The 18,113-nt window shown below is 74.7% G+C and carries 14 protein-coding genes and 1 other RNA gene; 1 reads left to right on the top strand and 14 read right to left on the bottom strand.

The genetic code is table 11. The features are described 5' to 3' along the window. Positions 1-95: 95 nt before the first annotated feature. The 13 genes from ACQ5SO_RS01405 to ACQ5SO_RS01345 all read right to left on the bottom strand — a co-directional run bounded on the left by ACQ5SO_RS01405 (position 96) and on the right by ACQ5SO_RS01345 (position 15,837). Positions 96-863 (bottom strand): response regulator transcription factor, encoded by a 768-nt coding sequence (locus ACQ5SO_RS01405; protein WP_430939777.1) that lies wholly within the window; start codon positions 861-863, stop codon positions 96-98. Next, the gene (locus ACQ5SO_RS01400; RefSeq protein WP_430939776.1) at positions 860-1,678 is read right to left on the bottom strand and encodes a response regulator transcription factor; all 819 of its coding nucleotides are present in this window, start codon (positions 1,676-1,678) and stop codon (positions 860-862) included. Before ACQ5SO_RS01400 ends, ACQ5SO_RS01405 begins: the two co-directional genes overlap by 4 nt. Positions 1,679-1,805: 127 nt before the next feature. Further along, a complete protein-coding gene (locus ACQ5SO_RS01395) occupies positions 1,806-2,960 on the bottom strand; it encodes an FtsW/RodA/SpoVE family cell cycle protein (RefSeq protein ID WP_430939892.1) in 1,155 nt (384 codons plus the stop codon). A gap of 169 nt (positions 2,961-3,129) precedes the next feature. After that, a complete protein-coding gene (gene murD, locus ACQ5SO_RS01390) occupies positions 3,130-4,590 on the bottom strand; it encodes a UDP-N-acetylmuramoyl-L-alanine--D-glutamate ligase (protein WP_430939775.1) in 1,461 nt (486 codons plus the stop codon). A gap of 13 nt (positions 4,591-4,603) precedes the next feature. Then, on the bottom strand, positions 4,604-5,692 hold the full coding sequence (mraY, locus tag ACQ5SO_RS01385; protein ID WP_430939774.1) for a phospho-N-acetylmuramoyl-pentapeptide-transferase: 1,089 nt from the start codon (positions 5,690-5,692) through the stop codon (positions 4,604-4,606). Continuing rightward, entirely contained in the window at positions 5,693-7,192 is a 1,500-nt protein-coding gene (locus ACQ5SO_RS01380; protein ID WP_430939773.1) for a UDP-N-acetylmuramoyl-tripeptide--D-alanyl-D-alanine ligase, read from the bottom strand. Between the two features lie 34 nt (positions 7,193-7,226). Next, complete coding sequence (locus tag ACQ5SO_RS01375; protein ID WP_430939772.1) at positions 7,227-8,774, bottom strand: UDP-N-acetylmuramoyl-L-alanyl-D-glutamate--2,6-diaminopimelate ligase; 1,548 nt, start codon at positions 8,772-8,774, stop codon at positions 7,227-7,229. A 251-nt stretch (positions 8,775-9,025) separates the two neighbouring features. Next, positions 9,026-11,236: a peptidoglycan D,D-transpeptidase FtsI family protein gene (locus ACQ5SO_RS01370; RefSeq protein ID WP_430939771.1), complete on the bottom strand. Its 2,211-nt coding sequence runs from the start codon at positions 11,234-11,236 to the stop codon at positions 9,026-9,028. Beyond that, positions 11,233-11,958, bottom strand: coding sequence for a cell division protein FtsL (ftsL, locus tag ACQ5SO_RS01365; protein WP_430939770.1), 726 nt, complete (start codon positions 11,956-11,958; stop codon positions 11,233-11,235). Before ftsL ends, ACQ5SO_RS01370 begins: the two co-directional genes overlap by 4 nt. Beyond that, on the bottom strand, positions 11,955-13,037 hold the full coding sequence (gene rsmH, locus ACQ5SO_RS01360; RefSeq protein ID WP_430939769.1) for a 16S rRNA (cytosine(1402)-N(4))-methyltransferase RsmH: 1,083 nt from the start codon (positions 13,035-13,037) through the stop codon (positions 11,955-11,957). The genes ftsL and rsmH overlap by 4 nt, the downstream gene beginning before the upstream one ends. A gap of 217 nt (positions 13,038-13,254) precedes the next feature. Next, positions 13,255-13,740 carry a division/cell wall cluster transcriptional repressor MraZ gene (locus ACQ5SO_RS01355; protein ID WP_430939768.1) on the bottom strand — a complete coding sequence of 162 codons (486 nt, stop codon included), beginning with the start codon at positions 13,738-13,740 and terminating at the stop codon, positions 13,255-13,257. 734 nt (positions 13,741-14,474) lie between these two features. Next, positions 14,475-14,869, bottom strand: an RNA gene (gene rnpB / locus ACQ5SO_RS01350) — RNase P RNA component class A. 245 nt (positions 14,870-15,114) lie between these two features. After that, positions 15,115-15,837 (bottom strand): N-acetylmuramoyl-L-alanine amidase, encoded by a 723-nt coding sequence (locus ACQ5SO_RS01345; protein WP_430939767.1) that lies wholly within the window; start codon positions 15,835-15,837, stop codon positions 15,115-15,117. A gap of 39 nt (positions 15,838-15,876) precedes the next feature. Here ACQ5SO_RS01345 and ACQ5SO_RS01340 point away from each other — a divergent pair, with 39 nt between their 5' ends. After that, positions 15,877-16,599 (top strand): hypothetical protein, encoded by a 723-nt coding sequence (locus tag ACQ5SO_RS01340; protein ID WP_430939766.1) that lies wholly within the window; start codon positions 15,877-15,879, stop codon positions 16,597-16,599. A gap of 96 nt (positions 16,600-16,695) precedes the next feature. Here ACQ5SO_RS01340 and ACQ5SO_RS01335 read toward each other — a convergent pair whose 3' ends face one another. After that, on the bottom strand, positions 16,696-17,937 hold the full coding sequence (locus tag ACQ5SO_RS01335; protein ID WP_430939765.1) for a pseudouridine synthase: 1,242 nt from the start codon (positions 17,935-17,937) through the stop codon (positions 16,696-16,698). Positions 17,938-18,113 lie beyond the last annotated feature (176 nt).

Below are 18,113 nucleotides of genomic sequence, written 5' to 3'. Positions count from 1 at the left end.
CGGCCGGGCGGCGCGGGGCCGTCCAGGCCCCCAGGCCCGGGCGCTCCGCCCGCAACCCGGCGCCCGGCCCGGGGCGAGGCCCCATGCGCGCCGCGCTACTCCTCCTCCGACTCCACCGGCTGCATCATCCCGAGGCGATGCGCGATGGCGATGGCCTCGTCCCGGGTCCGCGCGCCCAGCTTCTCCTGCGCCGAAACCAGCGCCTTGCGCGCCGCGGCGGTCGAGATGTGCATCTTCTCCGCCGCCTGCGCCGGCCCCAGCCCGTTGGCCAGCCGCCAGAGCACCTCGCGCTCGCGCGCCGACATCAGCCCGTATTCGCGGGCCAGCGCCGGCTCCAGCGCCCCGCGCGGGTCGCCGTCGGCGTCGTAATGGGCGCGGAACAGGGTGGTCAGCACCCGGAACCGCTCCTCCTCCTGCGCATAGGGCTCGGGGCCGTCCAGGATCAGGAAGAACAGGCAGGCGCTGCGCCCGCCCTCGTAGAACGGGTGGCCGAGGATCCGCCGCACGCCCTTCTCGGCCAGGAAGGTGTCGAGCAGCACCCGGCTCGCATCCCCCGCCGCGCGGGCGCCGGGCAGGTCCGGCAGGTAGGTCATCGTGGTGCGCCCCTCGCGGCAGGCGCGGGGGATGTGGTCATGCTTGCGCAGCCCGCGGGCCACGTAATCGGCGATCACCGGGCCGGGAATGGCGGTGCGGAAGGCGTAGAGGCTGGTCGCCTCCATGTCCGTCAGCCCGAAGCTGAGCCAGCCGGTCCCGAACATCGAGAACGCCTCGAGCGAGGCCTCCCACACCCGGTCGGGGGCGATCATCGCCTCGAGCCGCTGGAGGTAGAGGGCGACGTGGCGCTCGAATTCCTCGTCGGTCATGCGCCCTCCCCCCGCGGCCGCGCCGCGCCGGGGGCGGCGCCGGGCGCCGCGCCCCCGGCCAGCGGCTGCATCAGGCCCAGCCGGTGCGCGACGGCCACCGCCTCTTCCCGCGTCGCGGCGCCCAGCTTGGCGCGGGCCGAGGCGATGTGCTTGCGCAGCGCCGCCGCCGAGACCCCCATCGCCGCCGCCGCCTCGACCGCGGTGCGCCCGTCGGCGATGCGGCGCAGGGCCTCCCGCTCGCGCGGGGTCAGCAGGGCGCGGGCGGCCAGCGGGCCGGAGGTGGGGGCCGCGTTCGGGTCCCCTTCCCAGCGGTAATGGGCGCGCAGCAGGTTGGCGAAGAAGCGGAACCGCGACAGCCCCTCCTCGCCCGCCGTCCACGGCTCGGCCAGCAGCAGCGCGACGCCGATCCGCCGGTGGGTTTCGTGGAACGGCTGCACCAGCACGTGGCGGCGGCCATGGGCGGCGAGGAAGGCGTCGAAGCGGCGCGCGCCCTCGCCCGCGGCGGAGGAGCGCCCGTCCGCCGGGATCGCCCAGGACAGCAGCGTGCGGCTGGCCAGCGCGTGGGCGAGGCAATAGTCGTAGCGGAGCATCTTCTGCTCGGCATAGGCGGCGTCGACCGCGGGCGGGATCGCGCTGCGCCAGCCCAGCAGCGCGTCGCGCGCCGCGTCCACGACCGAGAATCCCAGCCAGCCCGGGCCGAAGGACCCGAAGGCCTCGAGCGCCGCGTCCCAGACCTGCTCGGGCGCGGTGGCCGCGTCGAGGCGGCGCAGGAAGCGGTCGGCGCCGGCCTGGAACGCCGGGGTCGCCGCGCTCATCGCGCCCCGCCCCGGGCCGGGCGGCGGCCGCGCGCGGCGGCCCTGGTCTGCATGTCTCCGGTCGGGACTAAACCGTCATCGGCGCCCCCAGCGCCTGCGCGGCCTGCGCCGCGCCCCCTCGTCCGCTTCATCCAAAGGCCTCCGTCACATCGGTCTGCGGGCGCCGCCGCGTCACGGCGAGCAGCGCTCCCATCGCGATCCCCGCAGCCAACATGGACGATCCGCCGTAGGAGATGAAGGGCAATGTCATCCCCTTGGCCGGAAGTATACGTACCGCGACCCCGAGATTGACGAAGGCCTGGAGGCCGAACAGCGCCGCCAGCCCCGCCCCGGCGAGCCGCGCGAAGGCGTCGCGCTCGTTCGCCAGGCGCGACAGGGCGCGCAGGGTGATGAGCAGGAACAGCCCGATCACCAGCAGCACCAGCGCCAGGCCGTACTCTTCCGCCGCCACCGCGATGATGAAATCGGTATGCGCGTCCGGCAGCGTGTTCTTGACCGACCCCTCGCCGACGCCGACGCCGAAGAACCCGCCCTCGACGATGGCCTGGGTCGCGTAGCCCAGCTGCGTGCGCGGATCGACCTCGGAGTTCAGGAACCCGTCGATGCGGCGGGCGAAATGCTCCGAGGACTGGTAGGCGGTGAAGCCCGCCGCGCCCACGGCCCCCGCGAGGATGCCGATCAGCGGCATCGAGGCGCCGGCGACGAAATACATCACCCCCCAGATCGCCAGCACCAGCGTGGCCTGGCCGAAATCGGGCTGGATCACCAGCAGCCCCGCCACCAGGCAGGCGGCGAAGAAGGACAGCAGCTTGCCCGGCGGGCCGCCGCGTTCCAGCGACCCGGCCATCAGCCAGCCGGCGAAAATGGCGAAGCAGGGCTTCATGAACTCCGACGGCTGCAGCGACGCGAAGCCGAGGCTGTACCAGCGCACCGCCCCCTTGCCGAAATCGGTGCCCATCACCGGCAGCAGACCCAGCGCGATCAGCCCGCAGCCGAAGCCGATCACCCCCAGCCGCCGCACGGCGGCGAGCGGCAGCATCGAGACCGCCACCATCACGCACAGGCTGACCGTGGTGAACACGGCCTGGAGCTTGACGTAGTGGAATTCCGGCTTGCCGTTGTCGAGCGCCAGCGGCGGCGAGGCGGCGAGGCCGAGCACCAGCCCGATCACCACCAGCGCCAGCACCGCGCCCAAGAGCCACTTGTCCACCGTGCGCCACCAGCGGGTCACGATCGGTTCCGCCGCCGGGGGCGGGGCCGCGCGGCGCGGGGCGCCGGTCAGCGCCGCGAAAGGATCGCCCGGGGCGTCGTCAGAGATGCTCATGTCGCGTGCTCCCCTTCTGCTCGCGCTCGTCTGGTCGGTGGTCTCGTCGTCGTCGTCCGTTCGGTCGTCGTCTCGTCCATCATCGCGCCGCCCGCCCCCAGCGGGACGGCGCCCGGCGGCGGCCCGCTCAGGCCGCCCCTTTCGTCTCCTGGCCTGCGCCCTCGAGCGCGCCGCCCTGCGCCGCGATCAGCGCCTGCGCCCGGGCGCGGAAGGCGTCGCCGCGGGCCTCGAAGCTCTGGAACTGGTCGAAGCTGGCGCAGGCGGGCGACAGCAGCACCACCTCGCCGGGCAGCGCCTCGGCCGCCGCGCGGTCCAGCGCCGCCTCCAGCGTCTCGGAGAAATCATGCTCCACCGCGTGCCCGAGCGTCTGGGCGAACAGCCCCGCCGCCTCGCCGATCAGGTAGGCCTTGGCGACCTTGCCGAAGAGCGGGCGCAGCGGGTCGATCCCGCCCGCCTTGGGCACGCCCCCGAGGATCCAGCGCACCTTGTCATAGGCCCCGAGCGCCTTCTCGGCCGCATCGGCGTTGGTGGCCTTGGAATCGTTGACGAAGAGCACGCCCCCCGCCTCGCCCACCCGTTCCATCCGGTGCGGCAGGCCGGGGAAGGAGTGCAGCCCCTTCTCCAGCACCTTCGGCGGGATGTTCAGGCTGCGGCAGGCGGCCCAGGCGATGGCGGCGTTCTGGTGATTATGCGCGCCCTGCAGCGCGCGGCAGCCCCTCAGGTCCACCGAAGAGGTCTGCTTGCCGCCGCGGGTCTCGCTCAGGAACCCCTTGCGCGCGACCACCTCGCGCCCCAGCCCCGACGGCTTGCGCCCCGAGGCGACGCGGACCACCTGCCCGCCCTGCCCCAGGCAGCGGTCGGCGAGGAACAGCCCCTCCTCCTGGTCCGTGCCCACCACCGCCACCTCGGGCGCCCCGAGGGTGAAGAGCCGGGCCTTGGCCGCGAAATAGCCGCCTTCGCCGCCATGGCGGTCGAGATGGTCGGGCGAGAGGTTGATGAAGCAGGCCACGTCCGGCGCGAGGCGCCGGGCCAGCTCGGTCTGGTAGCTCGAGAGCTCCAGCACCACCACGCCGCCATCGTCCGGGATTTCGAGGTCGAAGACCGCGCGGCCGATATTGCCCCCCGCCTGCGCGTGGCGCCCGGCCTCGGTCAGAAGGTGGGCGATGAGGGCGGTGGTGGTGGATTTGCCGTTCGATCCGGTGACGCAGATGATCTTCGGCGCGTCGTCGTAATCGTCGAAATCCGTCTCGGCCCAGGCCTCGAAGAACAGGCCCACGTCGTTGTCCACCGGCGCGCCCGCCGCCCAGGCGCAGCGCACCGCCGGGTGCGGGGCCGGGTAGAGGTGCGGGATGCCGGGGGAGACGATCAGCATCTGCGGGGCGTCCTCGCCCTCCCAGGTCCGCTGGCTGGCGAGGTTCTCCATCCGCAGGCCCAGCGCGGCGGCGGCGGCGCGGCCGCCCTCGCCGTCGTCCCAGCAGATCGGGACCGCACCCGCATCTTCCAGCGCCCGCGCCGCGGCGAGGCCCGAGCGCCCGAGCCCGAGCACCCCGACCTTGCGGCCCTTGTAGGAGGGAGGAAGCGTGATCATCCCGGCAGATCCTTCAGCGCAGCTTGAGCGTGGCGAGGCCGATCAGGGCCAGGATCACCGCGATGATCCAGAAGCGGATGACGATGGTCGCCTCCTGCCAGCCCTTCTTCTCGAAATGGTGGTGGATGGGGGCCATCAGGAAGACCCGCTTGCCGGTTTTCTTGAAGTACAGCACCTGGATGATGACCGACAGCGCCTCGACGACGAAGAGCCCGCCGATGATCGCCAGCACGATCTCGTGCTTGGTGCAGACCGCGATCGCGCCCAGCGCGCCGCCGAGCGCCAGGGACCCGGTGTCGCCCATGAACACCATTGCGGGCGGCGCGTTGTACCACAGGAAGCCGAGGCCCGCGCCGATCAGCGCGGCGCAGAAGATCGCGATCTCGCCCGTGCCGGGGACGTAGTGCAGGCCCAGGTACTCGGTGAAGTCCGTGCGCCCGACGATATAGGCGATGAAGCCGAAGGACCCGGCGGCGATCATCGCGGGCATGATCGCGAGGCCGTCGAGCCCGTCGGTCAGGTTCACCGCGTTGGCCGCGCCCACGATCACGATCATCGCGAAGGGGATGTAGAGATAGGAGAAGTTCAGCAGCGTGTCCTTGAACACCGGCAGCGCGAGGTGGAAGGCGAGCTCCTCGGGCTGCAGCAGCGACGCCCAGAGAGAGGCGCCCAGCGCAATGACGAAGCCGGCGCCGAGGCGGACCTTGCCCGGCACGCCGCCGGTGGAGAACTTGGTGACCTTCATGAAGTCGTCCGCGAAGCCGATGGCCCCGAAGCCCAGCGTCACCAGCAGCACGATCCACACGTAGCCGATATCGAGCCGCGACCACAGCAGGGTCGACAGCACCAGCCCCCCGAGGATCAGCACCCCGCCCATCGTGGGCGTGCCCGCCTTCTCGATGATGTGCCGCTCGGGCCCGTCCGAGCGGATCGGCTGGCCCTTCTTCTGCATCTTGCGCAGGCGGTTGATGATCATCGGCCCGAAGGCGAAGGCGAACAGCATCGAGGTCAGGAACGCGCCCCCCGCCCGGAAGGTGATGTAGCGGAAGAGGTTGAACAGGTCGCCCCCTTCCGAAAGCGGGGTGAGCAGGTGGTAGAGCATTCAGATCGCCTCTTCGCCCATGTCTTCGCCGGTTTCGCCGCCCACGGGGACGGGGTCGCCCAGCCGCTTGACGCCCTCGATCACGCGGGCCATCCGCGCGCCGAGCGAGCCCTTGACCATGACCACGTCGCCCGCGTCAAGCAGGCGATGCAGCTCCGCCGCCATCTCCTCCGATGTCTTGCGCCACTTGCCCCTGCGCCCGGCGGGCAGCGCCTTGTGCAGCGCCTTCATCCGCGGGCCGACGCAGTGGATCTCGTCGACCTCGGCCATGGCGGGCAGCGCGGCGAGGGCGGCGTGGATCGCCGCCTCCTCCGGCCCCAGCTCCAGCATGTCGCCCAGGATCGCCACCCGCCGCCCGCGGCGCTTGCGGCCCACCCCGTCGACGGGCCGCGCGGCGGCGAGGACCTCGAGCGCGGCCTCCATCGACACCGGGTTGGCGTTGTAGCTCTCGTCGATCAGCTCGACCGTGCCGTCCGCCTCGGGGTCCGAGGGGCCGCCATGGGCCGGGCGCAGGTGCACCATCCAGCGCGCGCCGCGCCCGTCGGGCGCCGTCCAGGAGGACAGCGCCAGCGCCGCCAGCGCCACGTCCGCGCCCACCGCCTGCACCGCCAGCAGCGCCGAGAGCGAGTTCATCGCCAGGTGCCGCCCCGGCGCGCCGAGCTTGTAATGCACCTTCTTCCCGTTCAGCCGCGCCTCGACCGTGGTGTTGCCGCGCGGGCCGATGGAGGCGCCGATCAGCCGCGCATTGCAGCGGGGCGCGGCGCCGAAGCGCAGGATCCTGCGCACCCCCACCCGGCGGGCGCGGCGCGCGAGCCGCTCGTAATGGTCGTTGTCGCGGTTGAGGATCGCGACGCCGCCGGGCGCGATCCCCTCGAAGATCTCGGCCTTGGCGAAGGCGATCTCGGTCTCGTCCCTGAAATTGCCGATATGCGCCGGGGCGACGGTGGTGACGATGGCCGCGTGCGGGCGGGCGAGGGCCACCAGCGGGCGGATCTCGCCCGGATGGTTCATGCCGATCTCGATCACCGCGAAATCGGTGTGGCGCGGCATCCGCGCCAGGGTCAGCGGCACGCCCCAGTGGTTGTTGAAGCTCTTTTCCGCCGCGTGCACGGCGCCCTGCGCGGCGAAGCAGGCGCGCAGCATCTCCTTCACCCCGGTCTTGCCGACGGAGCCCGTCACCGCCACCACCTTGGCGAAGCCGCGGGCGCGGGCGGCGGCGGCGAGGCCGCGCAGCCCTTCGAGCACGTCATCCACCACCAGCAGCGGCGCGCCCTCCGGCACGCCCTCGGGGATGCGCGAGACCATGGCCGCCGCCGCCCCGGCCTCCAGCGCGGCGGCGACGAAATCATGCCCGTCGCGCACATCCGCGAGGGCGACGAACAGGTCCCCCTTCGCGATCGAGCGGCTGTCGATCGACACGCCGGTCGCCTTCCAGGGGCGCGTCGCGCGCCCGCCGGTCGCGGCCTCGGCCTCTTTCGATGTCCAGAGCGGGTCGGTCACGTCCATTTCCCTTCCCTTTCGGGCCTGCGCGTCGTCAAGCATCCTCGCCCCATCCTTCGGCCGCGTCCAACCCGTCGAGGGCCGCGGCGGCGGCGCGGGCCTGTTCGCTGTCGTCGAAGGGCAGGACCGCGTCGCCGACGATCTGCCCCGTCTCGTGCCCCTTGCCGGCGATCAGCAGCCGGTCGTCGGGGCCGAGCATGTCCATCCCCGCCAGGATCGCCTCGGCGCGGTCGCCGATCTCCTCCGCCTCGGGGATCGCGCCTATGATCGCCGCGCGGATCAGGCCCGGGTCCTCCGAGCGCGGGTTGTCGTCGGTGACGATGGCGACGTCCGCGGCCCGCGCGGCGGCGCCCATCAGCGGCCGCTTGCCCGGGTCCCGGTCGCCGCCGGCGCCGAAGACCACGACCAGCCGCCCCGGCGTGTGGAGGCGCAGCGCCGAGAGCGCGGCGCGCAGCCCGTCGGGCGTGTGGGCGTAATCCACGTAGGCCCGCCCGCCATTGGCGCGCGTCGCCACGTGCTCCATCCGCCCATGCACGCCCCGGAGGGCGGGGAGCACGCCGAACACGTCCTCCGGGTCCTCGCCGCAGCCGATGGCCAGCGCGGCGGCGAGCAGCGCGTTATGCGCCTGGAAGCCGCCGACCAGCTGCAATTCGGCCTCGTGCTCATGCCCGTCCCAGGCGAAGCGGATCGACTGGCCCGCGTCGTGATAGCGGGCCGACAGAAGCTGCAGCGCGGCGCCCGGCCCCTCGCCCACGCCGATGACGCGCATCCCGCGGGCCTCGGCGGCCTGTTTCGCCGCGGGGAAGGTCGGGTCGTCCACGTTGAGCGCCGCCGCCGCGCCCTCGGGCAGCACGCGGCGGAACAGGCCGAGCTTGGCGTCCACGTAATCCTCGTGCGTCGGGTGATAGTCCATGTGGTCGCGGGTGATGTTGGTCAGCCCCCCGGCGGACAGGCGCACCCCGTCGAGCCGGTATTGCGCGAGGCCGTGGGACGACGCCTCCATCGCCGCGTGGGTGACGCCCTGCGCGGCGAGGTCCGCGAGCAGCGCGTGCAGGGTCAGCGGCTCTGGCGTGGTATGCGAGAGGGGGGCGGCGACGGCGCCCTCCACCCCGGTGGTGCCGAAATTGACGGCCTTGCGGCCGAGCGCGGTCCAGATCTGGCGCAGGAAGGTGGCGACCGAGGTCTTGCCGTTGGTGCCCGTGGTGGCGGCGATCACCGGCGGCTGGGCGCCGTGGAAGGCGGCGGCGGCATGGGCGAGGGCGCGGCGCGGCTCATCGACGATGACCAGCGGCAGGTCCTCGAAGGCGGGGGCCCGGTCCCACAGGGCGCGCAGGGTCTCGGCGCCCTCGGGCGACAGCACCACGGCCGAGGCGCCCTGGCGCAGGGCGTAGGGGGCGAATTCGGCGCCGTCGAACCGCGCGCCCTTGAGGGCGAAGAACACCGTCCCCGGCGCGGCGGCGCGGCTGTCGACGGTCAGCGCATCGACGGCGGTGTCCGGCGTCGCTTCCCCGCGGCAGGCCCCGGGCGCGAAGCCGAGGGCCCCGAGGGTGCGGGCGGCGGCGGCGGGAACAGGGTCGGCCATGGCGGGTCTTCCTTCGGGGGCGGCGTCTGTCCGGCCTTTGTGTCGGTCGGGAGCGGCGCAAGCGGGGCGCCGCCCGGGTCTTGTTCGGGCCGCCGCGGGGCGAATTCGCGGCGGGGACCCAGGGGCCGCGGCGAGGGGCGGCGTGGGGCGAAGCGCGGCGGCGCCGCCTTATCGCCCGGCCCGCGCCCGGGGTCGAGGGGCGGGCATGGCGCCCGCCCGGCAAACCATGCCGGCGCCCTGCGAGGCGCGGCTCAGCGCCGCTCGGTTCCGGCGCGCACCAGCGCGGCCATGGCGCCGCCATCGGGTGCGGCCTGCGGCGCCGCGGGGGCCGGGTGCATCCCGAGGATCGGCGCGATGCGCTCCACCGCGATGCGCGTGGTCGGCGCCGCGGTCCAGCCGGCGCCGCGGAACACCCGCCATTCCTCGCGGTTTTCCGGCTCGTCCAGGCTGATGACGATGACGTATTTCGGATCGTGGATCGGGAACGCCCCCGCGAAGGTCGCCTTGACCTTGCGGTCGGCATAGCCGCGCCCCGACACCTTGTCCGCGGTCCCGGTCTTGCCGCCGATGGAATAGCCCACCGCCTCGGCCTTGCTCGCCGTGCCCTCGGTGACCACGCCGCGCATCATGTCGCGCACCCAGGCGGAGGTGAGCGGCGAGATCACCCGCGCCTCCTCGCCCGGCGGGGTCGGATCGGCGAGCAGCGTCGGCTCCACCTTCAGCCCGCCATTGACCAGCGTCGCATAGGCGGCGGCGAGGTTGAGGGGCGAGCCGGTGATGCCGTGCCCGAAGCTGATGGTCATCACGTTGGTGCGCCGCCAGCCGTCGACGAAGGGCACGGCCTGGCGCGCCTCGGGCAGTTCCACCGGCGCGGCCGACAGGAGGCCGAGCTTCTCGAGGAACCGCTTCTGGCGCTCGGCCCCCGCCTCTTCCGCCAGGCGCGCGGTGCCGACGTTCGAGGAATGCACGATCACGTCGCGCAGGCTGATCACGTCGTCGGGCATCCGGTGGCTGTCGCCGATGCGGTGGCGGCCGATGCGGATCGGACCCTTCACGTCGACCGGCGTGTCGGGGGTGGCGAGGCCCTCCTCGATCATCATCGCGGCGGTGAAGACCTTGTAGGTGGACCCCAGCTCATACAGCCCCTGCGCCGCATTGTTGAAAAGCGGCGAGTCTTCCTTTTTGCCCTGCGTGAAGAAGGCGTTGCGGCGGTTGGGGTCGAAATCGGGGAGCGAGGCCATGGCCAGGATCTCGCCCGTGCGCACATCCATCAGGATGCCCGAGGCGGCCTTGGCGTAGAACCGGTCCATGCCCGCGATCAGCGCCTCTTTCATCGCCGTCTGCACGCGCGCGTCGATGGACAGGCGCAGCGGCTCCACCGCCCGGGCGGGGTCGCTCAGGCGGTCGTTGAAGTGGTGCTCCACCCCCGCGGTGCCGGCGATGACGGCGCCGAGCTCGCCCTCGTCATCCCACTTGGCGCCGCCGAGGACATGGGCCGCGAGCCGCCCCTGCGGGTAGACGCGCATCTCGCGCGGGCCGAATTGCAGGCCCGGCTCGCCGAGGTCATGGACCGCGATCCGCTCGGCCGGAGTGATGGGGCGCTTGACCCAGTAGAACTTGCGCCCGTCGGTGAAGCGGCGCAGCAGGTCGCCGGCGTCGAGGTCGGGGAAGATGCGCGCCAGCCCCGCGGCGGCGGCCTCGGGGTCGACCATGTCCTGCGGGCGGGCGAACAGGCTGTCGACCGGCAGGTTGGCGGCCAGCAGCACGCCGTTTCGGTCGGTGATCTCGCCGCGCACGGCGCCCACGGGCCCGGCGGAGCCCGCCCAGCGGCGCGGCTCGCGCGGCTCGGAGGCGGCGAGCTGGGCCATGTTCAGCCCGACGGCGCCATAGGCGAGGGCGAAGGCGGCCCCGAGCAGCCCCATGCGCCAGCGCGCGCGGTCGCGCTGCGCGCGCAGGGCGGCGGCGGCGATGTCGGCGCGGCGGCGGGCGGCCTCGGCATTGGGGTCGAGGCCGCGGGCGCGCTGGTCGATGACCTCGGTCAGGCGGGCGCCGGCGGCGGAATGGGAGCGCGGGGCGGCGGCCCCGGGATCCTCGGCGGCGTCCGTCGGGGCGGCGGCGGCGTCGGCGCTGCCTCCGAGCGGCGCCCCCCCGAGCGGGGCGTCGTCGGGCAGCGGCTCGGGCGCGTCATGCGAAAGGTGCGCGGGGTCGAACCCGTCGGCCTGCGGCAGGTCGGCGGTCTCGGCGCGGTAGGGAACCGGGGCGGCGCGCCAGGGCGCGGGCGCGGGCGGGGTCGCGGCGGCGGCCTCCGCGGCCGCGCGGGCCTCGGCGGCGCGGGTCTCGGCCTCGGCCGCACGGCGCGCGGCGGCCTCCGCGGCGGCGCGGCGGGCGGCCTCGGCGGCGGCCCGCTCCTCGGGGCCCGGGGGCGCGGCGCGCCAGGGACGTTCGAGATCGCGGTCGCTCATCGCGCGCCTCCACGGGCGGGGCGCGGCGCGGGCACCGGCGCGTCGGCGAGGGCCATGGTCACCGGTTCCGGGCGAGGCGCGTCGGCGGGATCGGCGGCGGCTTCGGCTTCGGCTTCGCGCGCGGCTTCCTCGGCCGCGGCCTGGGCGAGCGCGGCGGCGACCGGGTTCTCGGCCAGGTCGGTCATCGGGATGTCGGAGGCCGGAGCGGTTTCGGGCGCCGCTTCGGCGACCGCGGCGGGCGCCGCCCCGGGCGCAGCTTCAACCTCCGCGGCGGGCGCGGGCGCCTGGACGGCATTGAGGCGCGCGGCCATGGCCGCCGCCTCGCCGTTCAGCGACACGCCGATGGGCCCGTCCGGGCGCATCGCGGCCAGGGCGCCCGGCTGCGGCTCGGGCTCGGGGGCCACGGCGCCCATGGGCGGCGCGGTCGGCGCAAGCTCCGGCGGCTCGGGATAGGCGATCAGCTCCATGTCCGCGAAATCGCTCGGCCGCATCGGCCGCAGCTTCAGCCCCTGGTCCGCCACCAGCATCCGCAGCCGGTCCGGCGCGTTCAGCCAGGCCCACTCGACGCGCAGCACGTCGATCGCCTCCTGCTCGGCCGCCTTCTGGCGCTGCAGCTGCTCGACCCGCTTCGCCGCGGCGAGGGTCCGGTAGTTCACCTTGTAGGTCCAGACCGCCATGGCGGCCACGAACGCGAGCGCAAGCACGTAGAGAACGCTTCTCATCCGCCGATCCTCCGCAGCGGCGCCTGCAGCGCCGGGATGTCAGGGGCCCCGAGGGCGCGCAGGTTCTCCCGCGCCATCGGGTCGAGCGTGGATGCGTGGGCGGCGGTGCGTTCCGCCGCGCGAAGCCGGGCCGAGCGGGCCCGGGGGTTGGCCTCGACCTCGGCCTTCGACGGCTCCACCGCCTTGCGCGAGGACCGGGTGAAGGCGGGGTCGGGGCGCTCCACCGCCGGGGCGTGGCGCGAGCCGCCCGGCCCCTCGCCGCAGCGATCGGCGAGGAAGCGTTTGACGATCCGGTCCTCGAGGCTGTGGAAGGTCACGACGGCGAGCCGCCCGCCGGGGGCCAGCGCGCGTTCGGCGGCCGACAGGCCGCGGACCAGCTCCCCCAGCTCGTCATTCACCGCGATGCGCAGCGCCTGGAAGGAGCGGGTGGCGGGGTGGATCTGCCCCGGCTTCGGGCGTGGCAGGGCGCCCGAGATGACTTCGGCGAGACGCTTGGTCGTCTCGATCAGCCCGGCGTTCTTGATCGCCCGGGCGACGCGGCGCGAGGCGCGCTCTTCGCCGTAATGGAACAGGATGTCGGCCAGCTCGCCCTCGGTCGCATGGGCCACGAGGTCGGCGGCGGTGGGCCCGTCATCGCCCATGCGCATGTCGAGCGGCCCGGAGCGCATGAAGGAAAAGCCCCGCGCGTCCCGGTCGATCTGCATGGAGGACACGCCGATATCGAGCACCACGCCCGAGAGCGCGGGGGACCCGGCCTCGGCCGCATGGCGATCGAGCGCGGAGAACGCGCCCTCGATCCGGGTGACGTTGGGGTGGTCGGCGGCCCAGGCCTCGGCCATCCGGTGGGCCGAGGGGTCGCGGTCGAGCGCGAAGACCCGCCCGCCATGGGGGGCCACGCGCAGGGCGAGGGCGCGGGTATAGCCGCCCGCGCCCATGGTGCCGTCAAGGAACACGCCCGCCAGGACCTCGGGCGAAGCGCCGTCGACGAGGGCGCCGACCGCTTCGCCGGGCATGACCGGGGCGTGACCCGCCGCGGCGGCGGCCTCGGCGGCGGCGCGGATCGGGTCGGGGCCGGTCATGGGGCGCCTCCGGGACAGGGCCGGGCGGGCGCTGGACGGGCGCCGCCGGCGGAGGGGGATCCGGGCGAATTGGAAAGCGACGCGGGGGACCGGGGGGTATGCGAAACCCCGGGGGCGGGCGCGGGGGCGCGCCCGCGACCCGCGCGGCCGTGGGGGGCCGGGCGGGAGACGGTTGCGGGATGAAGGGCGCGGGGCGCGGCCCGGAGGGGGAGGCGGATCACAGCTCGTCCTCCTCGTCGTCATCCCAGTCGAGGCCCAGCAGCGGGTTGCCGTCGTCGAGGGCGGCTTCGTCGCGGCGGGCGCATTCGGCGGCCCAGTCGTCCGCGGCCCAGATCTGGAAGGTCTGGTCGGCGCCGACGAAGGCGACCTGCCCCGAGGCGGCGTAGGCCTCGCGCAGGTGGGCGGGCAGCACCACGCGCCCCGCCGGGTCCACGGGCAGGACCTCCATGCGGGCGCCGAACAGGTGCTCGAGATTCTTGCGCGCGGCGGAGCCGGGCTGCAGGCGGCGGATCTTCTTGCGGATCTTCTTCAGGTAGGGGAGCGAGTAGCCGTCGATGCAGGGCTCCTTGTCCATGTTGGGGACAAGGCGCAGGGCCATGGGGACGCCCTCGGCTTCCAGCTCTCGCCGGAAGTCGGCCGGGACGGAGACCCGTCCCTTCGAGTCCACCTTGTGGACCCAGGCGCCGTGGAAGCCCTCTTGCATCGGGGCCCTGCTCTCCCTCGTTCGCGCGTTCGGTTCCCCGAACGCAAGGCGGGCCGCGCCATGTCCTGGCGCGACCCGCCCGCGTCCCTACGAAGTTCCGTCGTTCCGCGCGTTCTTCGCATGTCGCCGGGCGGACCCGGCTGTCGATGGGGCTCGGCTGCTCGACCTTGCCTCTGTGAAACCCGACCGCCCTTTTTGGATCGTCCCGGGTCATCGCCTCTGGGAAATGATTTACCACGACATTTCAGGCCACCCAAGGGGATTTTATGGATTCTGATGGGACAAAGCCCCCGCGCGGCATGGGCCGGGATGGGGCGGCGCACGGGGCGCCGCCGGATATGGAGACCTCGGACCGAGGCGCCCCTAGATATGGGGTCCATCCGTTCATCTTACGTATATGATTAAAATTGGATGGATCACGGCGGGCGGGCGCGCCCCGGCGCGGTTTCGCCTGAAACGGGTCGAATCGCGCCGGGATCCCGTGGGAATCCAGTGAATCGGGCGGGGATCGGCCACGTGGTGGGATGGGGTGGGATGACCCTCGGCATCCCGGCGGCATCCCGGCGGCGCCACGGCGGCGCCCTTGTGGGGACGGGTGGGATGGCATGGGACGGACCGCGCCGTGGGCCGCGCCCGGCGCCGGGACGCGGGCGCCCGGGAGGGCGCGGCATGGGCGCCAGGGCCGCCGCCCGGCGCCGGAGCGCCCGCGCCGGGCGGCGCGGGGAAGAGAAGAAGCGTGCGAACGGCCTGTAAGCCGGATTCTGTCCGGGGGCGCGAGGCCCCCTGGACGGCCATTCATCTGGACCCCCGGTCGCCCGGGGGTTCTCGCGGTCCACCACTGGGGGCCGGTCGCAGACAACCCGGCGCCGCGCGAGGCGGCTCCCCCATAACTTGACCTTGCGCCCGGCGGGGCTTGCCATGCCGTCCCTGTCGCCAGGGCCGCGGTGGGCTCTTACCCCACCGTTTCACCGTCGCCGTCCCGCGGGACGGCGGTCTGTTCTCTGTGGCGCTTTCCCTCGGGTCAGGGCGAACCCCTCCCCGGCCGGGCGTTACCCGGCGCCGCGTCTGCGTGGCGTCCGGACTTTCCTCGGCCCGCCCGAAGGCGCGCCGCGACCGTCCAGCCATCCGCACGGGGCGCTGGATACGCCGCAATCGCGTCCGCGTCCAGCGCCGCGGACGGGTTTCCCGCGCCCCGGCGGCCGCCCGCGCCGCGCCGCCCCGGCGGCGCCGGGCGGCCGAGCGGGGGGCGTCATGCCCCCCCGAGGCCGCCCGCACCCGGCGCAGGTCTTTCCCGAATGGCCGCCCCAGGGGGGACGAGCCCCCCGTTCGGCGCCGGCGTGCGGCTGCGCCGCCCCGGCGCGCGGCCCCGCCCGGTCAGCTCTGCGCCAGCGCCAGCGCCGCCAGCCGCGCCGCCAGGACCCGCGAAGGCGCGCCCCCCGGCGCCGTGCGCGCCGCCCCTGGCGCCCAGCGCAGCCGCGCGGCCTCGAGCGCCGCATCCTCGCCCGCGGCCCCCTCCCAGCGGTAGCCCAGCCCGGCGCAGGCCCTGAGCGCCATCGCCCGACCCAGCCCCTCGAGCGCCAGCCCCTCGGCCGCCGCGGGGCGCGGCACGGCATGGCCCGCCGCCGCCAGCCGCTCCCAGTCGAAACGCTCGCCCGGGTCGTCCTTGCGCCCCGGGGCCACGTCGGAATGGGCCAGCACGCGGGAAGCGGGGATGTCCCAGCGCGCCCGGATCTGCGCCAGGAGCGGGATCAGCGCCGCCATCGCCGCCTCGGCATAGTCCGGCGCCTCCGGCCCGCTGAACGGCCCCGGATAGTCGATCTCGATCCCGATCGAGCGCGAATTGACGTCCCGCACGTCCCCCCAGGCCGCCAGCCCCGCATGCCAGGCGCGCCGGTCCTCGGGGACCAGCCGCAGCACGGTCCCGTCGCGGCCCACCAGGTAATGCGCCGACACCTCCGGCCCCGGATCGCAGAGCCGGTCGCGCGCGGCCTCCATGCTCTCCATCGCCGTGCCGTGGATCAGGATGATGTCCGGCCGCGCGCCCCCCTTGCGCGGGCCGTGGTTGGGCGAGGGGCGGTCGGTTATGCTCAGGCTCATTCGCGCGTCTCCGGCAGATCCAGCGGGGCGCAGAGCAACATGAAGGCCGCGCCGATGTCGACCCCGCAGCCGCCTGCCGACGACGACGCCGGCGCCCCCGCCGACGCCCCCATCGTCGCCCCGTCGGACCGCGCGCCCCGCCCCCTGCGCAACCGGGTGGACCCGGAGGGAGGGCTGCACGCCGTCCCTGCCCGCGGCGGGATGATGGGCAATCGCGGCCGGCTGCACGACGCCGGGGGGCGGGTCCTGCGGCGCTGGACCACGACGGCCTGGATCTGCTGCGCCCTCTCGTTCAGGGGACGCCGCCGGGCGCCGATGCCGCCGCGGGGCTACACGGCGCTGTTCTTTCTCGACGAGGCCGCCGCGCTCGCCGCCGGACATCGCCCCTGCTTCGAGTGCCGACGCGCCGACGCCCTCGCCTATGCCGAGGCCTTCGCCCGGGGCGCGGGCCTGCGCGGCGGGCGGGCGCGGGCCGCCGCGATGGACGCGGCGCTGCACGCGCAGCGCCTCGGGCCGCGCCCCCATGTCGCCCCCGCCGCGGACCCCGCCGCCCTGCCCCAGGGCGCGATGCTGCTGGATGCGGGCGGCCGGGCGCTGCTGCGGGTCGAGGATGGCGTGCGGCCCTGGGGCTGGGCGGGCTATGGCGCGCGCGAGGCCCTGCCGGGGCGGGCCGCGCTGCTGACCCCGCCCGCCTCGGTCGCCGCGCTGCGCGAAGGCTGGCGGGTCATGGTGCATCCCTCGGGGGACGCGGAGGCGCCGTGAGGCCCAAGGATGGACGTCCCGGGATCGAAGCCCCAAGAGAAAGCCCCGGGATGGAAACGGCGGCGCGGGGTCCCGCCCCGCGCCGCCGCCATGTCTTCAGCGCTTGCGCCCGCCGCCGGGGCCGCGCCCGCCGGGGCCGCCCGGGCCGCGCCCGGGACCGCCCGATCCGCCGCGCCCGCCATCGCCGCCGCCCGGACCGCGGCCGCCGCCGCCGGACCGAGCCGGACCGCGGCCGCCCGAGGGCCCGCCGCGCTCTCCCCCGCGCTCGCCGCCGCCGCCGGTGCGACCACCGCCGTCACGGGCCGGGCCGCCGGACCAGCCCGACGCCTTGTCGCCGCCGCGCGCGCCCTCGGGGCGCCCGCCCTTGCCGCCGGGCTTGCCCCTCGCCGCCGGGCCGGGCTTGGCCGAGACCTCGAAATCACGTCCGCGCATGCCGGGACCCGCGGGCTTGCGCCGCGCCGGCGCCGCCGCGGCGGGCTTGCCGCCCGGTTTGTCCGCGGGCCCGCCCGCGCCGGGCTTGCCCCCGCGGCGCAGCGAGGCCGAGGCGTCGCGCGCCCCGCCCTTCGCCCCGCCCTTCTGGCCCTTCGGCGCCGGCGGCTCCCACGCCTCCAGCCCCAGCTGGTCGCGCAGCACCTTGGCCTTGATCTCCTCCGCATCCCCGGCGCGCAGTTCGCCAAGCTGGAACGGCCCGTAGCTGACCCGGATCAGGCGGCCCACGTCGAAGCCCAGCGCGCCCAGCGCGCGGCGGATCTCGCGGTTGCGGCCCTCACGCAGGCCCACCGTCAGCCAGGCGTTGGCGCCCTGCTGGCGGTCGAGCGTGAACTCCATCGGCTGGAACACCTCGCCGTCGATCACCATCCCGTCGGCGAGCGGCGCCAGGTCCTTTTCCGTCGGGCGGCCATGCACGCGCACGCGGTAGCGGCGCAGCCAGCCGGTACTCGGCAGCTCCAGCCGCCGCTTCAGATCGCCATCGTTGGTCAGCAGCAGCAGCCCCTCGGAATTGAGGTCGAGCCGCCCGACCGACACCACCCGCGGCAGCTCGGGCGGCAGGTTGGCGAAGACCGTGGCGCGGCCCTCCTCGTCGCGCTCGGTCGTCACCAGCCCGGCGGGCTTGTGATAGCGCCACAGCCGCGGGCGCTCGGGCGGATCGAGCGGCACGCCGTCGACCTCCACCAGGTCGGCGGGCCCGACATTGAGGGCCGGGCTGTCGATGCGCTTGCCGTTCACGCGCACGCGGCCGTCCTCGATCATGCGTTCGGCCACGCGGCGCGAGGCGACGCCCGCGCGGGCGAGGCGTTTGGCGATGCGCTCGCCGTCTCGGGAATCATCCTGGGTCATGTCATGGGCATACGCCGCGCGGCCCGCCGCGCCAAGCGGGCCCGAGGGGCGGGGGCCGGAAATCCGCCGCCATGCAGGCCGCCGGGCGCGGGCCAGGGCTCGAAAAGCTCGCACAGGCCGCCGTGAAAGGGTAAAGAGAATATGAACCGGACCTGCGTTCCCGAGGGGAATCGCCG

This window comes from Rhodovulum sp. DZ06, assembly GCF_050586345.1.
GTDB lineage: Bacteria > Pseudomonadota > Alphaproteobacteria > Rhodobacterales > Rhodobacteraceae > JBOCEF01.
Note: the sequence above shows the minus strand (reverse complement) of the source record. Positions and strands in the feature narration are given on the sequence as shown.